The sequence below is a fragment of the uncultured Porphyromonas sp. genome, assembly GCF_900541275.1.
Taxonomy (GTDB): Bacteria; Bacteroidota; Bacteroidia; order Bacteroidales; family Porphyromonadaceae; genus Porphyromonas_A.
Genome location: NZ_UQJH01000001.1, coordinates 54,304 through 68,510 on the forward strand (window position 1 = coordinate 54,304; position 14,207 = coordinate 68,510).

Annotated in this window: 10 protein-coding genes; 4 read left to right on the forward strand and 6 right to left on the reverse strand. The window is 55.7% G+C overall.

From position 1 onward, the window contains the following. Positions 1–1,401, forward strand: coding sequence for an asparagine--tRNA ligase (gene asnS, locus QZR17_RS00210; protein WP_297126199.1), 1,401 nt, complete (start codon positions 1–3; stop codon positions 1,399–1,401). Between the two features lie 67 nt (positions 1,402–1,468). Here asnS and QZR17_RS00215 read toward each other — a convergent pair whose 3' ends face one another. Next, the gene (locus tag QZR17_RS00215) at positions 1,469–3,223 is read right to left on the reverse strand and encodes a glycoside hydrolase domain-containing protein (protein ID WP_297126204.1); all 1,755 of its coding nucleotides are present in this window, start codon (positions 3,221–3,223) and stop codon (positions 1,469–1,471) included. 258 nt (positions 3,224–3,481) lie between these two features. Here QZR17_RS00215 and lepA point away from each other — a divergent pair, with 258 nt between their 5' ends. The 3 genes from lepA (at position 3,482) to mscL (ending at position 7,342) form a co-directional block, all read left to right on the forward strand. Next, a complete protein-coding gene (lepA, locus tag QZR17_RS00220) occupies positions 3,482–5,272 on the forward strand; it encodes a translation elongation factor 4 (RefSeq protein WP_297126208.1) in 1,791 nt (596 codons plus the stop codon). A 20-nt stretch (positions 5,273–5,292) separates the two neighbouring features. Further along, positions 5,293–6,855, forward strand: coding sequence for a replicative DNA helicase (dnaB, locus tag QZR17_RS00225; RefSeq protein WP_297126210.1), 1,563 nt, complete (start codon positions 5,293–5,295; stop codon positions 6,853–6,855). A 67-nt stretch (positions 6,856–6,922) separates the two neighbouring features. Further along, entirely contained in the window at positions 6,923–7,342 is a 420-nt protein-coding gene (gene mscL, locus QZR17_RS00230; RefSeq protein ID WP_297126214.1) for a large-conductance mechanosensitive channel protein MscL, read from the forward strand. A 94-nt stretch (positions 7,343–7,436) separates the two neighbouring features. On the opposite strand, the gene QZR17_RS00235 is transcribed toward mscL, so the two are convergent. The 5 genes from QZR17_RS00235 to QZR17_RS00255 all read right to left on the reverse strand — a co-directional run bounded on the left by QZR17_RS00235 (position 7,437) and on the right by QZR17_RS00255 (position 14,207). Then, positions 7,437–7,937: a flavodoxin gene (locus QZR17_RS00235; protein ID WP_296164377.1), complete on the reverse strand. Its 501-nt coding sequence runs from the start codon at positions 7,935–7,937 to the stop codon at positions 7,437–7,439. A gap of 107 nt (positions 7,938–8,044) precedes the next feature. Further along, positions 8,045–9,967, reverse strand: coding sequence for a hypothetical protein (locus QZR17_RS00240; RefSeq protein ID WP_297126218.1), 1,923 nt, complete (start codon positions 9,965–9,967; stop codon positions 8,045–8,047). A 4-nt stretch (positions 9,968–9,971) separates the two neighbouring features. Then, a complete protein-coding gene (locus tag QZR17_RS00245; RefSeq protein WP_297126220.1) occupies positions 9,972–11,342 on the reverse strand; it encodes a hypothetical protein in 1,371 nt (456 codons plus the stop codon). A 4-nt stretch (positions 11,343–11,346) separates the two neighbouring features. Then, a complete protein-coding gene (locus tag QZR17_RS00250; protein ID WP_297126223.1) occupies positions 11,347–12,867 on the reverse strand; it encodes a zinc-dependent metalloproteinase lipoprotein in 1,521 nt (506 codons plus the stop codon). A gap of 194 nt (positions 12,868–13,061) precedes the next feature. Then, entirely contained in the window at positions 13,062–14,207 is a 1,146-nt protein-coding gene (locus QZR17_RS00255; protein WP_297126226.1) for a hypothetical protein, read from the reverse strand.

The window sequence follows — 14,207 nt, forward strand, 5'->3', positions numbered from 1 at the left end:
ATGAAAAGAGTAAAGATAGTCGACCTCGTCAAGGATCCTAAGTACATCGGTCAGGAGGTCAATGTCAAGGGGTGGGTCCGCACAAAGAGAGGCAGTAAGTATGTCGCATTTATCGCTATGAATGACGGCTCCTCTGTGCACAACCTCCAGATCGTTGCCGACAAGAGCAAGATCAATGAGGAGCTGCTCAAGAAGATCACTACCGGTGCCTGTCTCTCTGTAGACGGCAAGCTGGTAGAGAGTCAGGGTAAGGGGCAGACCGTAGAGGTACAGGCTGATGCCATCGAGATCTACGGCACGGCAGACCCCGATACATACCCATTGCAGAAGAAGGAGCACACCTTTGAATTCTTGAGAGAGGTGGCTCACCTCCGTCCGAGGACCAATACCTTTGGTGCGGTCTTTCGCATCCGCCACAATATGGCTTATGCGATCCACAAGTACTTCCATGACAAGGGATTCGTCTACTTCCATACCCCGCTGATCACTGCCTCTGATGCTGAGGGAGCCGGACAGATGTTCCAGGTGACGACTCTGGATGTAGCCAATCCGCCCCGCACCGAGGAGGGTGAAGTAGACTACAGTCAGGACTTCTTCGGTCAGGAGACCAACCTCACCGTCTCCGGTCAGCTGGAGGGCGAGCTTGCCGCCATGGGGCTGGGCGAGATCTACACCTTTGGTCCGACGTTCCGCGCTGAGGACTCGAATACCCCTCGCCACCTGGCAGAGTTTTGGATGATCGAGCCGGAGATGGCCTTCTACGACAATAACGACAATATGGACCTAGCTGAGGACTTCGTCAAGTACCTCATCCACTGGGCTCTGACGGAGTGCGCAGACGATGTGCAGTTCCTCAATGATACTTACGATGACACCCTCATCGAGCGGCTCCAGTTTGTCGACAATCAGCGCTTTGCCCGCATCACCTACACCGAGGGTGTGGAGGTGCTGGAGCAGGCGATCAAGGATGGGGTCAAGTTTGAGTTCCCCGTCTACTGGGGCTGTGACTTGGCGGCCGAGCATGAGCGCTACCTCGTAGAGAAGCACTACAAGAAGCCGGTGATGGTCACCGACTACCCGAAGGAGATCAAGGCCTTCTATATGAAGCAAAATGAGGATGGCAAGACCGTCCGTGGTATGGATGTGCTCTTCCCCCGTATTGGCGAGATCATGGGCGGATCCGAGCGTGAGGCAGACCTCGCCAAGCTGACCAAGCGTTGTGAGGAGGTCGGGATCCCGCTGGAGGCGATGAATTGGTACCTTGACACGCGCCGCTTCGGAGCCTGCCCCCACAGTGGATTTGGTTTGGGCTTTGAGCGCTTGGTGCTCTTCGTCACAGGGATGTCCAATATCAGGGACGTCATCCCCTTCCCCCGCACCCCTAAGAATGCCAATTTCTAATCGCTGATAAGCAAAAACCTCCGAGCCTTACGGTTCGGAGGTTTTTTTATGCTCAGAAAGGAGCTGCTCAGAGCGTCTCTATGATCTCTCTCGCCTCATTGATGATCCGGTCGGAGGTGTAGGAGGGGCTGAGCTTACTCTCATCAAAGAGCGAGAGCGCCTCATCGATCTTGGCGAGCGCCTGCCGGTCACCAGCGTACTGATGCCTCAGGGCTCTGATCTTGTCAAAAGCCTGGATCCCCCTCCTCAGCCGCTCGAAGCGGATCGAAGAGCGTACACCGGGGTAGACTAAGTAGGTGTCACCGGCAGCCCAGTTGCTGTATCGGCTGTCGAGAAGAGGCTGCTCCACCCAGCTATTGTACGCCCAGCGGAGGTAGCCGTCCAGCCCCTCGCGTGCGGCATACCATCCATACCACTCTCCGTCAGCAGCAGCGCTGAAGGTAAAGGTATTGGGTCGCGGCTCGGCACAGCAGGTGTAGAATGTGGTGATCTTCCCCTCGCTACGCCGCTTCGCCTTGAGCTCCTCGGAGTACTTGGCAGCCAGCCCCACGCAGTAGTAGTCGAGGTGATCCGACAGCTCCTCATGCAGCGCCCCGGCCATATGCACCTTCAGCTCCGGGTCCGCCTCCTGGATCAGGCGGAAGCACTCCTCCATCACCTCGGGAGATCGCTCATCCATAGCTATATAGGTCCTGTCGTTCCACCCCTTTGTCCTCAGGTGCTGCGCAAAGGAGCGAAGCATCGCAGACCAGAGCTCCGTGTAGGGCTCACTTCCCGGCTCAGCCTTGAGGTATTTGTACTCGCCACTCGCTTCATCAAAGTAGCGGAAGGAGAGCTCCCATGGGACCATAGAGAAGCAGGTGATCGCCCTGTCGATCCCGAGACCCATCATGAAGCTGACCCACTCGTCGAAGTGGGTGTAGTCGAAGTGCCACTTGCCGTCCCTCCCGAGCCGCCAGTCGATCATGGAGTCAAAGGGATCGTGCGTCTGACCATTCCAGGGCTTGTATATGATTGATGCGGTGATCACCTTGCCCCCTGCGTCCCGGTACATCTCCATATAGGGGCGCATAATGCTGAAGTGCTCTTCGGACCAAGGAGTCACCCCATAGTATCTCGCTATGGAGTAGGGATTTTGCCACAGGTCAAGGAAGAAGTCACTCTTCTCGGGCAGTGCTCTCTCGTCCACCACCACCGACAGGGGCAGGGTCGCCAGCGTCCGATCACCATTACGTACCGTGACCGTTGCCCGATAGCTTCCCGCTCTTGCATCCCTCGGGATGTCTATTGAGAACCAGATAGGACGCGTCGTGCAGGGGGTGAGATCCAGTGAGCGGGCAAGGTGGTCGATCCCGTCTGCTACCAGTGTGGAGTCGAAGAGGGAGTGATCCGGTCGCTCACCACATCCTCCGAGTCCATCCTTATTGAGCTCATCCGTGAGCACATAGCGGACAAAGCCGGAGCCCGACTCGCCCTGAGGTGAGGGTATGACTGCGCCATCGCAGCTACGCAGCTCTGAGATCTCGTAGCTGAGTGCGGTGAGAGGGGTGGCGCTACTCACTACCGCTTGGGCGTAGACGCGCTCGCCTCGCCATCCGCTCAGCCGAATCTCTTTACTCGTCAGCCCGTCGGCCGGTCGCTCCTTGGGGTATCGGATGTCGATGCTTCCCCAGCCGATGACCGGGGCGCTCAGCGACTCCCAGAGAGACCGGTCTGTCGGTGTGGGATTGGGTAGCTCCTGATAGCTCTCCACGGGATACTGACCATATGCGGTCGTGAGAGACAGCAGTCCTGCCAGGAGAGCGGTTATTCTCTTTCTCATCGTTTCTTGGTTTGTGGATGGGTTTTTACTCAGAGACAAAGTTCGCTAAATTGTTTCTAATGGTTACTTTTCCTCTCCACCCCCTGCCATCCGGGGCAGTCTCTTGTAGGGGAGACTGCAGTCCCGTAGGGATGGAACTGCAGTCCCGTAGGGCTGGGACTCCAGTCCCGTAGGGATGACACCCCAGCCCGGTCTCGTTCGATCTGTAGCCAGTCGGAAATTAGGTAACTTTGTAGCTGATATATATTAGACCCTTACATGAAACATATACGAAACTTCTGCATCATTGCTCACATTGATCACGGTAAGAGTACGCTTGCCGACCGACTGCTGGACTACACCAATACGGTCTCCAATCGCTCTGAAGATCAAGTGCTGGACAATATGGATCTAGAGCGTGAGCGTGGCATCACGATCAAGAGCCATGCGATACAGATGCGGTATGAGTATCAGGGCGAGGAGTATATACTCAATCTCATCGACACCCCCGGACACGTCGACTTCTCGTACGAGGTGTCTCGCTCCATCGCTGCCTGCGAGGGGGCGCTGCTGGTGGTCGATGCCTCGCAGGGGGTGCAGGCGCAGACGATCTCCAATCTCTATATGGCGATCGAGCATGACCTGACGATCATCCCGGTGCTCAATAAGATTGACCTCGAGAGTGCCAATGTCGACCTCGCCGGGGATGAGGTGATCGATCTCCTGGGCTGTGACCGGGAGGATATCCTCCTCGCCAGTGGCCGCTCCGGTGTCGGGATCAAGGAGATACTCGATACGATCGTGGAGAAGGTCCCCGCTCCTGTGGGTGATCCGGACGCTCCGCTGCAGGCGCTCATCTTTGACTCCGTATTCAATGCCTACCGTGGGATCATCGCTTACTACAAGGTCGTGAATGGATCGGTTCACACCGGAGAGCGGGTAAAATTTATGCAGACCAATACCGAGTACGATGCCGATGAGGTGGGTACTCTGGAGATGGATATGGTCCCCAAGCAGGAGGTGAAGTGTGGAGACGTGGGCTACATCATCTCGGGAATCAAGGACTCGGGTGAGGTAAAGGTAGGCGACACCATCACCTCTGTGGAAAGTCCTGCTCAGGCACCGATCAAGGGCTTTGAGGAGGTGAAGCCGATGGTCTTCGCCGGCGTCTATCCGATAGCCCCGGAGGACTATGAGAACCTCAGGACCTCGCTTGATAAACTGAGGCTCAACGACGCCTCGCTGACCTTCTCCCCCGAGAGCTCTGCAGCCTTGGGATTTGGCTTCCGGTGCGGCTTCCTCGGTCTGCTCCATATGGAGATCGTCCAGGAGCGTCTCGACCGAGAGTACAATATGTCCGTCATCACCACGGTCCCCAACGTCTCCTATATGGTCTACACCCGTAAGGGGGACGTGATGGAGGTACACAACCCCTCCGGTCTCCCCGATCCCGCAGAGATCGACCATATCGAGGAGCCATACATCCGGGCGTCAATCATCACGACGATGGACTACATCGGCCCGATCATCGAGCTCTGCCTCGCTAAGCGGGGGATCCTCATCAAGCAAAACTACCTCTATGGTAACCGGATGGAGTTGCTCTTCGATATGCCGCTCGGGGAGATCGTGATCGACTTCTACGACCGGCTCAAGAGCGTCTCCAGTGGGTATGCCTCCTTTGACTACCACGTCACCGACCTTCGCACCTCAGACCTCGTGCGGGTGGACATTCTCCTCAATGGTGAGCCGGTCGATGCCCTCAGTATGCTGACCTTTCGAGGTAATGCGCAGACGATGGGACGGAAGTTCTGTGAGAAACTCAAGACGCTGATCCCAAGGCAGCAATTCGATATCGCTGTGCAGGCTGCTATCGGTGCCAAGGTGGTCGCCCGAGAGACGATCAAGGCGCTACGCAAGGATGTGACTGCGAAGTGCTATGGTGGTGACGTGAGCCGTAAGCGTAAGCTCCTCGAGAAGCAGAAGGAGGGAAAGAAGCGGATGAAGCGCATCGGCAAGGTGGAGGTGCCTCAGAAGGCCTTCCTCACGGTGCTTAAGCTGGACGAGGACTGAGAGAAACAGGAGATATAATTATGTCTGATCAAGATACAACAGCCACTCCATCGGCACCTGTCCCGTCCCAAGGGGAGGCGACACCGCAGGACTCGACCTTTGTGAGAGAGGGACTCTCGCGCATCCTCGCCAGTCGTGTGCCGCCACACAACCTTGAGCTGGAGCGTACCGTACTTGGCGCTCTGATCCTTGAGCGGTCGGCTTTTGCCCAGATCGATGAGGTCTTGGTGAAGGACTGCTTTTACGATCCCAAGAATGCGATGATCTTCGAGGCTATCCAGCAGCTGACGCTGGAGGATAGCCCTGTAGACACGCAGACGGTGGTGGAGAAGCTGAAGCTCAATGGCACGCTCCGCTCTGTCGGGGGGATGGGCTATATCGCGACGCTCGCCTCGATCGTCAATAGTACCGCCGACCTACCATACCATGCACGCATCCTCTATGATAAGATGGTGCAGCGCAACCTTATCTCCTTTGGTAACCGGGTGATCCAAAACTCCTTCGATGAGGAGATCGGGGTAGGGGATCTCTTGCAGGACTCTGAGCAGGAGCTCTTCAATATTGCTCAGGGGATCAATAGCAACGAGATGAAGACCATCAAGGAGCTGTTGCCTAATACCCTGCAGGAGATCCGCAATGCTGCAGAGAGGAAGGATGGTATGAGCGGTGTGAATACCGGATTCCGGGACTTGGATGAGATCACCTTTGGCTGGCAGCCGACGGACCTTGTGATCCTTGCTGCCCGTCCGGCGATGGGTAAGACCGCTTTTGCCCTCTCCATGGCTCTCAATATGGCCTTGGACTACAAGGTGCCCGTCGCATTCTTCTCCCTTGAGATGGGAGAGGATCAGCTGACGAAGCGTCTTATCTCGATGCACACCTCTATCCCCAATGAAGACATCAAGAGAGGAACACTCACCGACGAGCAGATGCATACGCTCTTCTACGGGCTGGGACCGATGGAGGAGGCGCCTATCATTATCGACGATACGGCAAGTATTTCGATCTTTGACCTGCGGTCACGAGTTCGTCGCTTAGTGCGCAAGCATCAAGTGCGGGTGGTCTTTATCGACTACCTGCAGCTGATGACAGCCAGTGGACTGAAGACAAATGCCAATCGCGAGCAGGAAGTGAGTACTATCTCCCGATCGCTGAAGCAACTCGCCAAGGAGCTCGGCATCACCATCATCGCCCTTTCGCAGCTTAATCGTGAGCTGGAGAAGCGGAATAAGGAGGGACGACGCCCACAGCTCTCAGATCTGCGTGAGTCGGGTGCGATCGAGCAGGATGCGGATATGGTCATCTTCATCCACCGACCTGAGTACTACGGCATACTTACGGATGAGAACAATCGCGATATGAGAGGCTTGGCGCAGATCATCATCGCCAAGCACCGTAATGGTCGGGTGGGGGATGTCTACCTTCGCTTCGAGGGTGATCTCATCCGCTTCTCCTCTGCGCTGGATAGCAATATCAATGACGACTACCAGTCGACCTTCTCCTCAAGTATAAACGGTCCGTCTGTCGATGACCCGCTCTCGGGAGGTGGTTTCTCTGACGATCAAGGAGGGTTTACGATGTAATGACTGATTGGAAATGGGTAAGAATACTAATATTCAAGAATTTTTAATCGAAAACATAGATCACGATATGAGTATGATGAAAGAATTCAAGGAGTTTGCCATTCGTGGTAACGTCCTTGACATGGCTGTCGGTATTATCATCGGTGGAGCCTTCGGAAAGATTGTCTCCTCCTTTGTGAATGACGTGCTGATGCCTCCCCTTGGGATGCTCCTCGGGAAGGTGAATTTCTCTGACCTGAAGGTTGTCCTCAGCCCCGCCACTATGGGTACTGATGGCGAGATCCTGAAGCCGGAGTCGGCCATTATGTATGGACAATTCATCCAGACAGTGGTAGACTTCCTGATCATTGCTTGGGCGATCTTCTTAGTCGTCAAGGCTGTCAATAGCTTCAAGAAGAAGGAGGAGGAGAAGCCTGCTGAGCCGGCACCTACGCCTGAGGATATCCAGCTGCTCCGCGAGATACGTGATGAGCTGAAGAAGAAGTAATCTCCTACCGGCTCAGACTAATGCAAAGAGGCTGCGTGCTTAATAGCACGCAGCCTCTTTGCTAAATATAGAGGAATGATCTACGGATCAGCTATCAGAGGGCACTCTTGACAGCCTCTACCCAGCGGTCGATACGCTCATCGGTGAGGTCATCCTGGTTGTCCTCGTCCAGGCAGCAGCCTACCAGCTTGCCACCCTCCTCGGCACGGCTGGCCTCGTACTCGTAGCCATCCTTGCTGATCGCACCTACGAAGGTGCAGCCGCTGTCGCTGAGCTCTTCCTTGAGGATACCCACAGCATCGCAGAAGGTATCTCCGTAGCCCTCGCTATCGCCACATCCGAAGAGGGCAACCTTCTTGCCGGAGAGGTCCTGGTCAGCGATGTCCCCGATCAGGTCGGACCAGTCGTCCTGTAGCTCGCCGTCGTCCCAGGTGCTGCTTCCGAAGATCAGCAGGTCGTAGTTGGCTACGTCCTCTGCATCGAAGTCAGCAGCGTCACGAACGTCATCAGCAGCGACGCCAAACTTCTCGGCGATGCGGTCAGCGATGTCTTTGGTGGTTCCGGTAGAGGAACCGTAAACAATGATAGTTTTCATATAAGGTGATTATAACTAGTAGTAATACACTCGGACAAATATAGAAAGTAGTTTTGACATAGCCAATCCTCTGACCCGAATATTTAGCCCTGTCTACAATCTGGCTATTATTCTGAGAAGTCAAGTAGAACGACCTGATAAGGCTCTAGGGTTAGGTCGAAGGCCTTCTTTAAGGGTAGACTGAACTCCTCCTCCGTGCGTACATAGCTGTAGTAGCGTGTCAGGTCAGTCGTAGTTGTCGGAGGCTCCGGCGTGAAGCGCACCCCGGTGACTCTCTTGACGCTTTGCCGCTTCCCTGTGACCCTTACCCTATAGGTGAGTGGGTGGCGAGTGAGATTGACGCCACGGAGGTAGTAGTGCTTTCGCTCCTTGTCAGAGGTCAGGGAGAGGCAGACGTCATCGTACCCTGTGATCTCGAGTACCTTATCCCCTCTGGTTCGCTGAAATAGCGACACAAAGTCGTACAGCGAGGTCGCATAGTATTGCGCCCCTCGGACCAGTATGAGAGGATGATCAGAGGGGTCAGCTGATAGCAGTGGCGCGATACCGACTCCCTCAAGAAGAGGGGTGTACCTCTCCGACTCTATTAGGAAAGCGGCTCGCTGTGCAAGGGGTGGCAGAAAGACGGCAAGCGACTCCGGATCGGCGAAGGTGGCCTCACCGATCATCATCTGTTGCCGCTTGGTCTGTAGCTTCCTATTCGCCTCCGGGATGAGGTTGATCAAGTGCGGGTCCTTGATTGCCGTGAGTGCCAAGTCAAATGCGTAGTCGCTGAAGTGTGTGGTGGAGTCGACCAGTGGTCCGGCTGAGACCAAGTTATCCTGACCGATGCTAGCTGCAAAGAGCTTGAAGCGTCGCTTATACTCCTCCGAAGTGAGCCCATAGCCGATCTGGACTAAGAGTTTAGGATTCATCGCTAAGCGCGAGAGATACTTCGTCCTCACGTCTATCTCTGCGACATCCTCGTATCTCGGTGTGGCGGAGGGATCAGTGATCCCCGCATTGGCAATGACCATAGGGCGGGCATTGAGTAGCTCTGACACCTTGATGAGCTTAGAGATCCCGAAGTCCCCGGTGTACTCTGTTCCCCCCAAGGTCCAGATCGAGAGAGTATCCTGATGACCATAGTGGGGGGTGGGGTAGCTCCCGGGATAATAGCCATTCGCAGTCCTGCCCCCGGGAAATCTCACAAAGTCGGGATCTAGCCCTCTCAGGAGCTTCATAAGCGCATTTGGTAGCGGGACCTCCGGATCGGTCTGCGCCTCTTTCCTCGTGAGCCATAGTTCGTCGAGGGAGACATAGCCCCTCGGCTGAGTATAGCCCGATCCCTCATCTGTGCGGTGAATGGGTCGAGACTCTATCATCAGGTAGGCGGAGTCCGTCGTGGTGGTGATCTGTAGCGCTACATCCCTACGGCTCCAGTAGACATCCCCCCGTATGGAGACCTCTGAGGAGACCTTCTCAGGAGAAATGGTGTCCCTCACTATGGAGACCCTTGCCTCCGCCAAGTCACTGCTGACAAAGCAGCTGAGACTATACCGCTCACCCTCCTTTACCCCCAGCGGGAAGAGTGTGCTCATGATCCTGCATGGGACAGAGTCGGTGTCCTTGGGGCGAAAGGTCAAGTAGTGAGAAGACTCCTTGTAGTAGGTCCTTCCCTCGCTAAGGGTTACCTCCCCGCTTCGACCTCCCCAGCCGTAAAGAGAAGTGGGGGTGGGGTAGAAGGTCTCGTACCCGTTGGGGGTGATGAGGGTCGAGGTGGATGTGTTGTAGCTGCAGTGCAGAAGAGGTGGGGCCAACTCAAATCCTGCGTTTGGTATGAGATTGGTCGTAAGGAGATCTTTCCCCCCACACCCGACATCCAGAGTGATCCCCATACGAAGAGGTTCCTCCGAGATCACCGGCAGGTCCGTGTCTATCACTATCTCACCAAGAGGAGGACGGTGTGACTGACAGCCTCCTCCTGTGGCGATGAGTACCGCACCTAAGAGGAGAGAAGAGATGAGTGACTTACCCCTGGATCTGATCATGGACCTAAAGCGATCCCACGAGAGCCAAGAGAGGCAGGTCAGTCGCCAGGGTGATCAGGATCACCATCAAGATGCTGCAGTATGCCTGCTTCGTCTCACTCCCTCTGACACGCTGATAGACCATCGTCAGGGCGGCTATCACCGGTCCCACCATCAGGAGCAGGCAGAGAGCCATATGTGTCCTGACTGCCTCACGCATAGCAGCGACAGCGATAGCCCCATCGGATCCGCTGAGGGTAGAGATGAGGGCGCTGACCGGATCACTTGGCCCCACGAGGACAAAGACCAGTATCCCGAGCAGCACCAGCCCCAGGATGTTGATCACATATGCGAATGTGGTGATCCGCCCGGGCTTGCACCGCAGCAGTGAGCGGAAGGCCTCACCGGCAATGAGACAGACGAAGGGGGCTACTACAAGGGATGACGCAGGATCGCTTGTGCCGGAGGCGAGGTTGTAGACAAGGGCTGAGACGATCGTCAGTAGAGCCAGACCCTCAGCAGATAGGTGCCCCAGGCTGTACCTCATCTCCGAGGACTTTTTCTCCTCCATCAGAGCCACCACACCCCAGGGTATTAGTGTCAGGAGACATCCCCATAGACCACGGCCGGACCATCGTCCTGACTCAGTCGTCAACCAGTGGCACTCACCCGGAATAGTCGCGGCAAGGGCTATGAGCAATACGCCGAGGACAACTGATGCGATCGGTATCCACAGCCGTCCCCTCACCCCGGATCGGCTCCCGAGGAGACCCCATAGGAGCATAGAGAGTGATGGGATGACTACTCCTCCGACCCCTACCGACAGACCGGTGAGAGCCAGGAGTACACCACAGACCAGTATGGGACCTACCGGATGTTTCCTGCCACTTGCCATCATATCGTGGCATACCATCAGTGCAAGGGTCCCAAAGAGAGCCCCCGACATAGCTGGTCCCCCAGTGATGATGAAGTAGTGAAATAATGGAGTGGCAATGAGGAAGAAGAGCGTCAGGCGAGCAATGGGTCGGCTTCGGTCTCTGCAGACAAAGATGAAGAAAAAGACCCCAAGCAGCATCGCCGCCAGTAGGGTCGGTATCCGAAGGACTGCAGTCGATATCGGCTCGTCACCAGCATCTATCACCCGGTGCATCAGAAGTACAGAGCCCTCATATATCGGTGAGGTAGTCCGTGTCAGGAGATCGGTAGCTGTGAGCTCCCCCTCGCGGTCCAAGCGACACAATTGCTCGACCTGCCCGGCTACTATCTCCTCCCTTGGTGTTGCGCTTCCCAGCCCGTAGAGGCTGAAGAGTCCAAGTAGGACCATCACCAAGATGTATAGCAGTAGGTCTCGCCTCCCGTGGAGGAGTGCTACCACACGTGATCGTCTTCGTCTCATGACATTACGGCTTAGTATGTATATGGACCTTGCACTCCACCGCCACCGGACGACCGATGGCACTCTCCTCCTCCGACCTGAGAGCCGATCTCATCGAGCTGACCAGCTTATCCCCTGGCACAGTGAGGCTGTAGTAGAGCACCTGTCTCATCCGGGATATTTGACCCGGTGTAAAGCGGTCGTTGTAGGATACCTCATAGTCCATAAGGTTGTAGGAGATCTGATTATATCTCCCATCGCAGAGGTCTCTCGTCAGGAGGGTGGAGAGGACGGACTGCAGCGTGGAGCCCTGGCTCGACTCGAGGGCAGCGATCTGCTCACTCATCACCTTATTGTAAGCGATCCTATTGTAGGAGGGCGTGTCCTCGACATAGTCGCTGTCAATGCACTCCTCAGTGAGCTGCAGGGCACTCGTCTCTCCCTCAGCCTTTTTCTCCGCAAAGACATGTCCCAGCCCGAGGTAGTGTCCCAGCTCGTGAGCAAGCGTCACCGCTGCCGGTGTGAGTGTCTCGTGGATCTTGCTGATCGACTGAGTCTTCTTGACTCGGTCTTCAAACTGCTGATAATTCAGCACAATGCAGTGATTATAGTTGTCAAATCCCTTTATCGCTCTGTCGAAGGTGCCGAGACCCTCCAGCTTATGCTCTGTGACGAGATAAGGCATATGGGAGATCCCCAGAGTGATCTGCCCCACATCCTTACCGGGCTTAAAGGGGAAGACATAGACGTTGATATACCTGCTGATCGGGTAGCTCATCGAGTGGTAGATGCCACCCTTCTTATCCTGCATCACAGCAGTCGGATCGAGAGCCCGCTCCGTCATGTCGTGTGAGGTGATGCCTGATGGGGACAGTCGCTGACCATCCGGATCTTTTGTGGCTAAGACAAAACGGATCCTGGAGTTCGTCAGTCCGATCCTATTGTACCCCTTCCCCATCATTACTCTCTTGGGGTTTGGCGGATTGCCGGAGTAGAGCTGATTGACCTGCTCGACCAGTCGCTGGAGGGACTCCCCGTTTACCTTAGTATAGTTGTTATTCGGATCGTTGTCGTTATTCTGAGCATCTTTCTTGGCAATGTCCTCGGGGTTGGTGATGACGTGGAAGACCAGAGGGATCTCGTACATCACGCTGTCGATGGCAAAGCTCTGATCGCGACCCAGCTGATGGACCTTGATGCTCACTCTGTCCTTCTCCCCCTCCTCGTCCTCAGCTATGACAAAGGCTATCTCACCGACTCGCTCCTTGTCGGAGAGATTGGGGCGTACATTGATGGTCACCTTATTACGGCTCTTGCCGGCGGGGAGATTGGCCGAGAGCCAGTCAGTCTCTGTGACGGGGACAAACTTTCGGTCAGAGGAGATGATCACCTTCAGCGTATCGCCCTCTGCAGCAACATTTTGGAAGTCCGTCCTATTGCTCTTCAGCGGCCCGATCGTGTCGAACGGGTGACAGCCGGAGAGTAGGGCAGTGACTACACCGAGGATGATGGCGAGGTAGATATATATATGGTGCTTTGAGGTCATGTGTCAAACCTTTATTTCCGGGGCTAAAGTTACCCATTTTTCAGTAGACGCTCTTTCTTCAGGGCGCCAGCTTCATCGTCCCGAGCAGATGAAAAAGTAGGATAAATCTAATACCGATATTAGGTGAGTCTTTTACCGGTATTAGACGACACTAATATCGGTAAAAGAAAAACCCCAGTGCCGGCAGGGGTCACTTACTTCTGATGCGTCGCTGCAGCACGCTGGTAGTAACGCTCTACCCAGTCGAATAAGCTGAAGTCGCAGCCGGTGATCTGGTCTGACTCCTGAGCCGTGAGGCCCTCCCTGGAGTCGGGGCGGGTGGCGGTCAGTCTGCTGGAGTAGGAGCCGCTGATTGTGGATCGACCCTCCTCGCTCTCGCAGCGGAGAAGCTGTCCCACCCTGCCCGATCCGAGGAACTCGCACTTACTCAGGTCTATGGCCGCCCCGCGACGAGCTAAGACCCCATAGTCCAGTCCCTTACCCCTCACCTCCATCGTGCAGTCCTTAATCGTGGCTGAGGTCTTCCCAGTGGCATTGGGATAGCGCCCATCCAGATTGCCGTCCACCTCTATGAGACAGAGGTTCTCCTCCCCTCTCTCCCTCCTCTCCGGGCTATAGATGCCATAGAGGTGGCTGATGGTGCCGCAGTAGCCGTCCGTCAGATCGATTAAGTCATCCTCAGCCCCTCTCACAAGGATCGTATGGGGGGATACCATTCCACCGAAGCACTCCAGTCCGTCATCTCCTGAGCTGAGGATCGCCACATGGTCGATCTTGGTGCCGGAGCCGACACCATTGAGTGTGAGTCCATTGTGCTCTACGTCAGCTGTCAGGCTTGCACCGGGGCTATCGATGATCAGGTAGTGTATCTCGCCCGAGTCATCGCGAGGGTCGTCTCCGCCATAGTATTGGTCGCGCTCCGCCTCATCGACCTCCGCTACCCGATGAGCAGCACCGCAGATGGGTGCTCTCCCATTGATGATCAGTCCGCCCCAGTAGCCGGGGAGTTCGCGCCCCTTGTCCGCACACAGGACTACCGGCTCCTCAGCCGTACCGAGGATCCGTATCTTGGCCCCCTGCTCCACGAGGATGTACTTATCGAAGCCCGGCATCGAGGCGATCACCGTCCCTCGCTCTATCGTCAGTGTAGCGCTCCTTCGGACTCGAACTGTCCCCTCAAGGTGGTACCTCCCGGTGCTTAATACAAAGTCCTCGGTGATGTCGCCGATGAGGATCGTCTCGCCACTCTCCCCCCGGGGTAGAGTGTAGTCCGGATCCATCTTGCAACCGGCGAGGAGGATAAGTACTGCTATCAGCAGGCTAAGTGTATGGTAAGTCAT

Coding starts and splice junctions, on each gene's coding strand:
- lepA (WP_297126208.1), top strand. CDS start 3,482: ATGAAACATATACGAAACTTCTGCATCATTGCTCACATTGATCACGGT.
- QZR17_RS00250 (WP_297126223.1), bottom strand. CDS start 12,867: ATGACCTCAAAGCACCATATATATATCTACCTCGCCATCATCCTCGGT.
- QZR17_RS00245 (WP_297126220.1), bottom strand. CDS start 11,342: ATGAGACGAAGACGATCACGTGTGGTAGCACTCCTCCACGGGAGGCGA.
- asnS (WP_297126199.1), top strand. CDS start 1: ATGAAAAGAGTAAAGATAGTCGACCTCGTCAAGGATCCTAAGTACATC.
- QZR17_RS00255 (WP_297126226.1), bottom strand. CDS start 14,207: ATGACTTACCATACACTTAGCCTGCTGATAGCAGTACTTATCCTCCTC.
- dnaB (WP_297126210.1), top strand. CDS start 5,293: ATGTCTGATCAAGATACAACAGCCACTCCATCGGCACCTGTCCCGTCC.
- QZR17_RS00215 (WP_297126204.1), bottom strand. CDS start 3,223: ATGAGAAAGAGAATAACCGCTCTCCTGGCAGGACTGCTGTCTCTCACG.
- mscL (WP_297126214.1), top strand. CDS start 6,923: ATGAGTATGATGAAAGAATTCAAGGAGTTTGCCATTCGTGGTAACGTC.
- QZR17_RS00240 (WP_297126218.1), bottom strand. CDS start 9,967: ATGATCAGATCCAGGGGTAAGTCACTCATCTCTTCTCTCCTCTTAGGT.
- QZR17_RS00235 (WP_296164377.1), bottom strand. CDS start 7,937: ATGAAAACTATCATTGTTTACGGTTCCTCTACCGGAACCACCAAAGAC.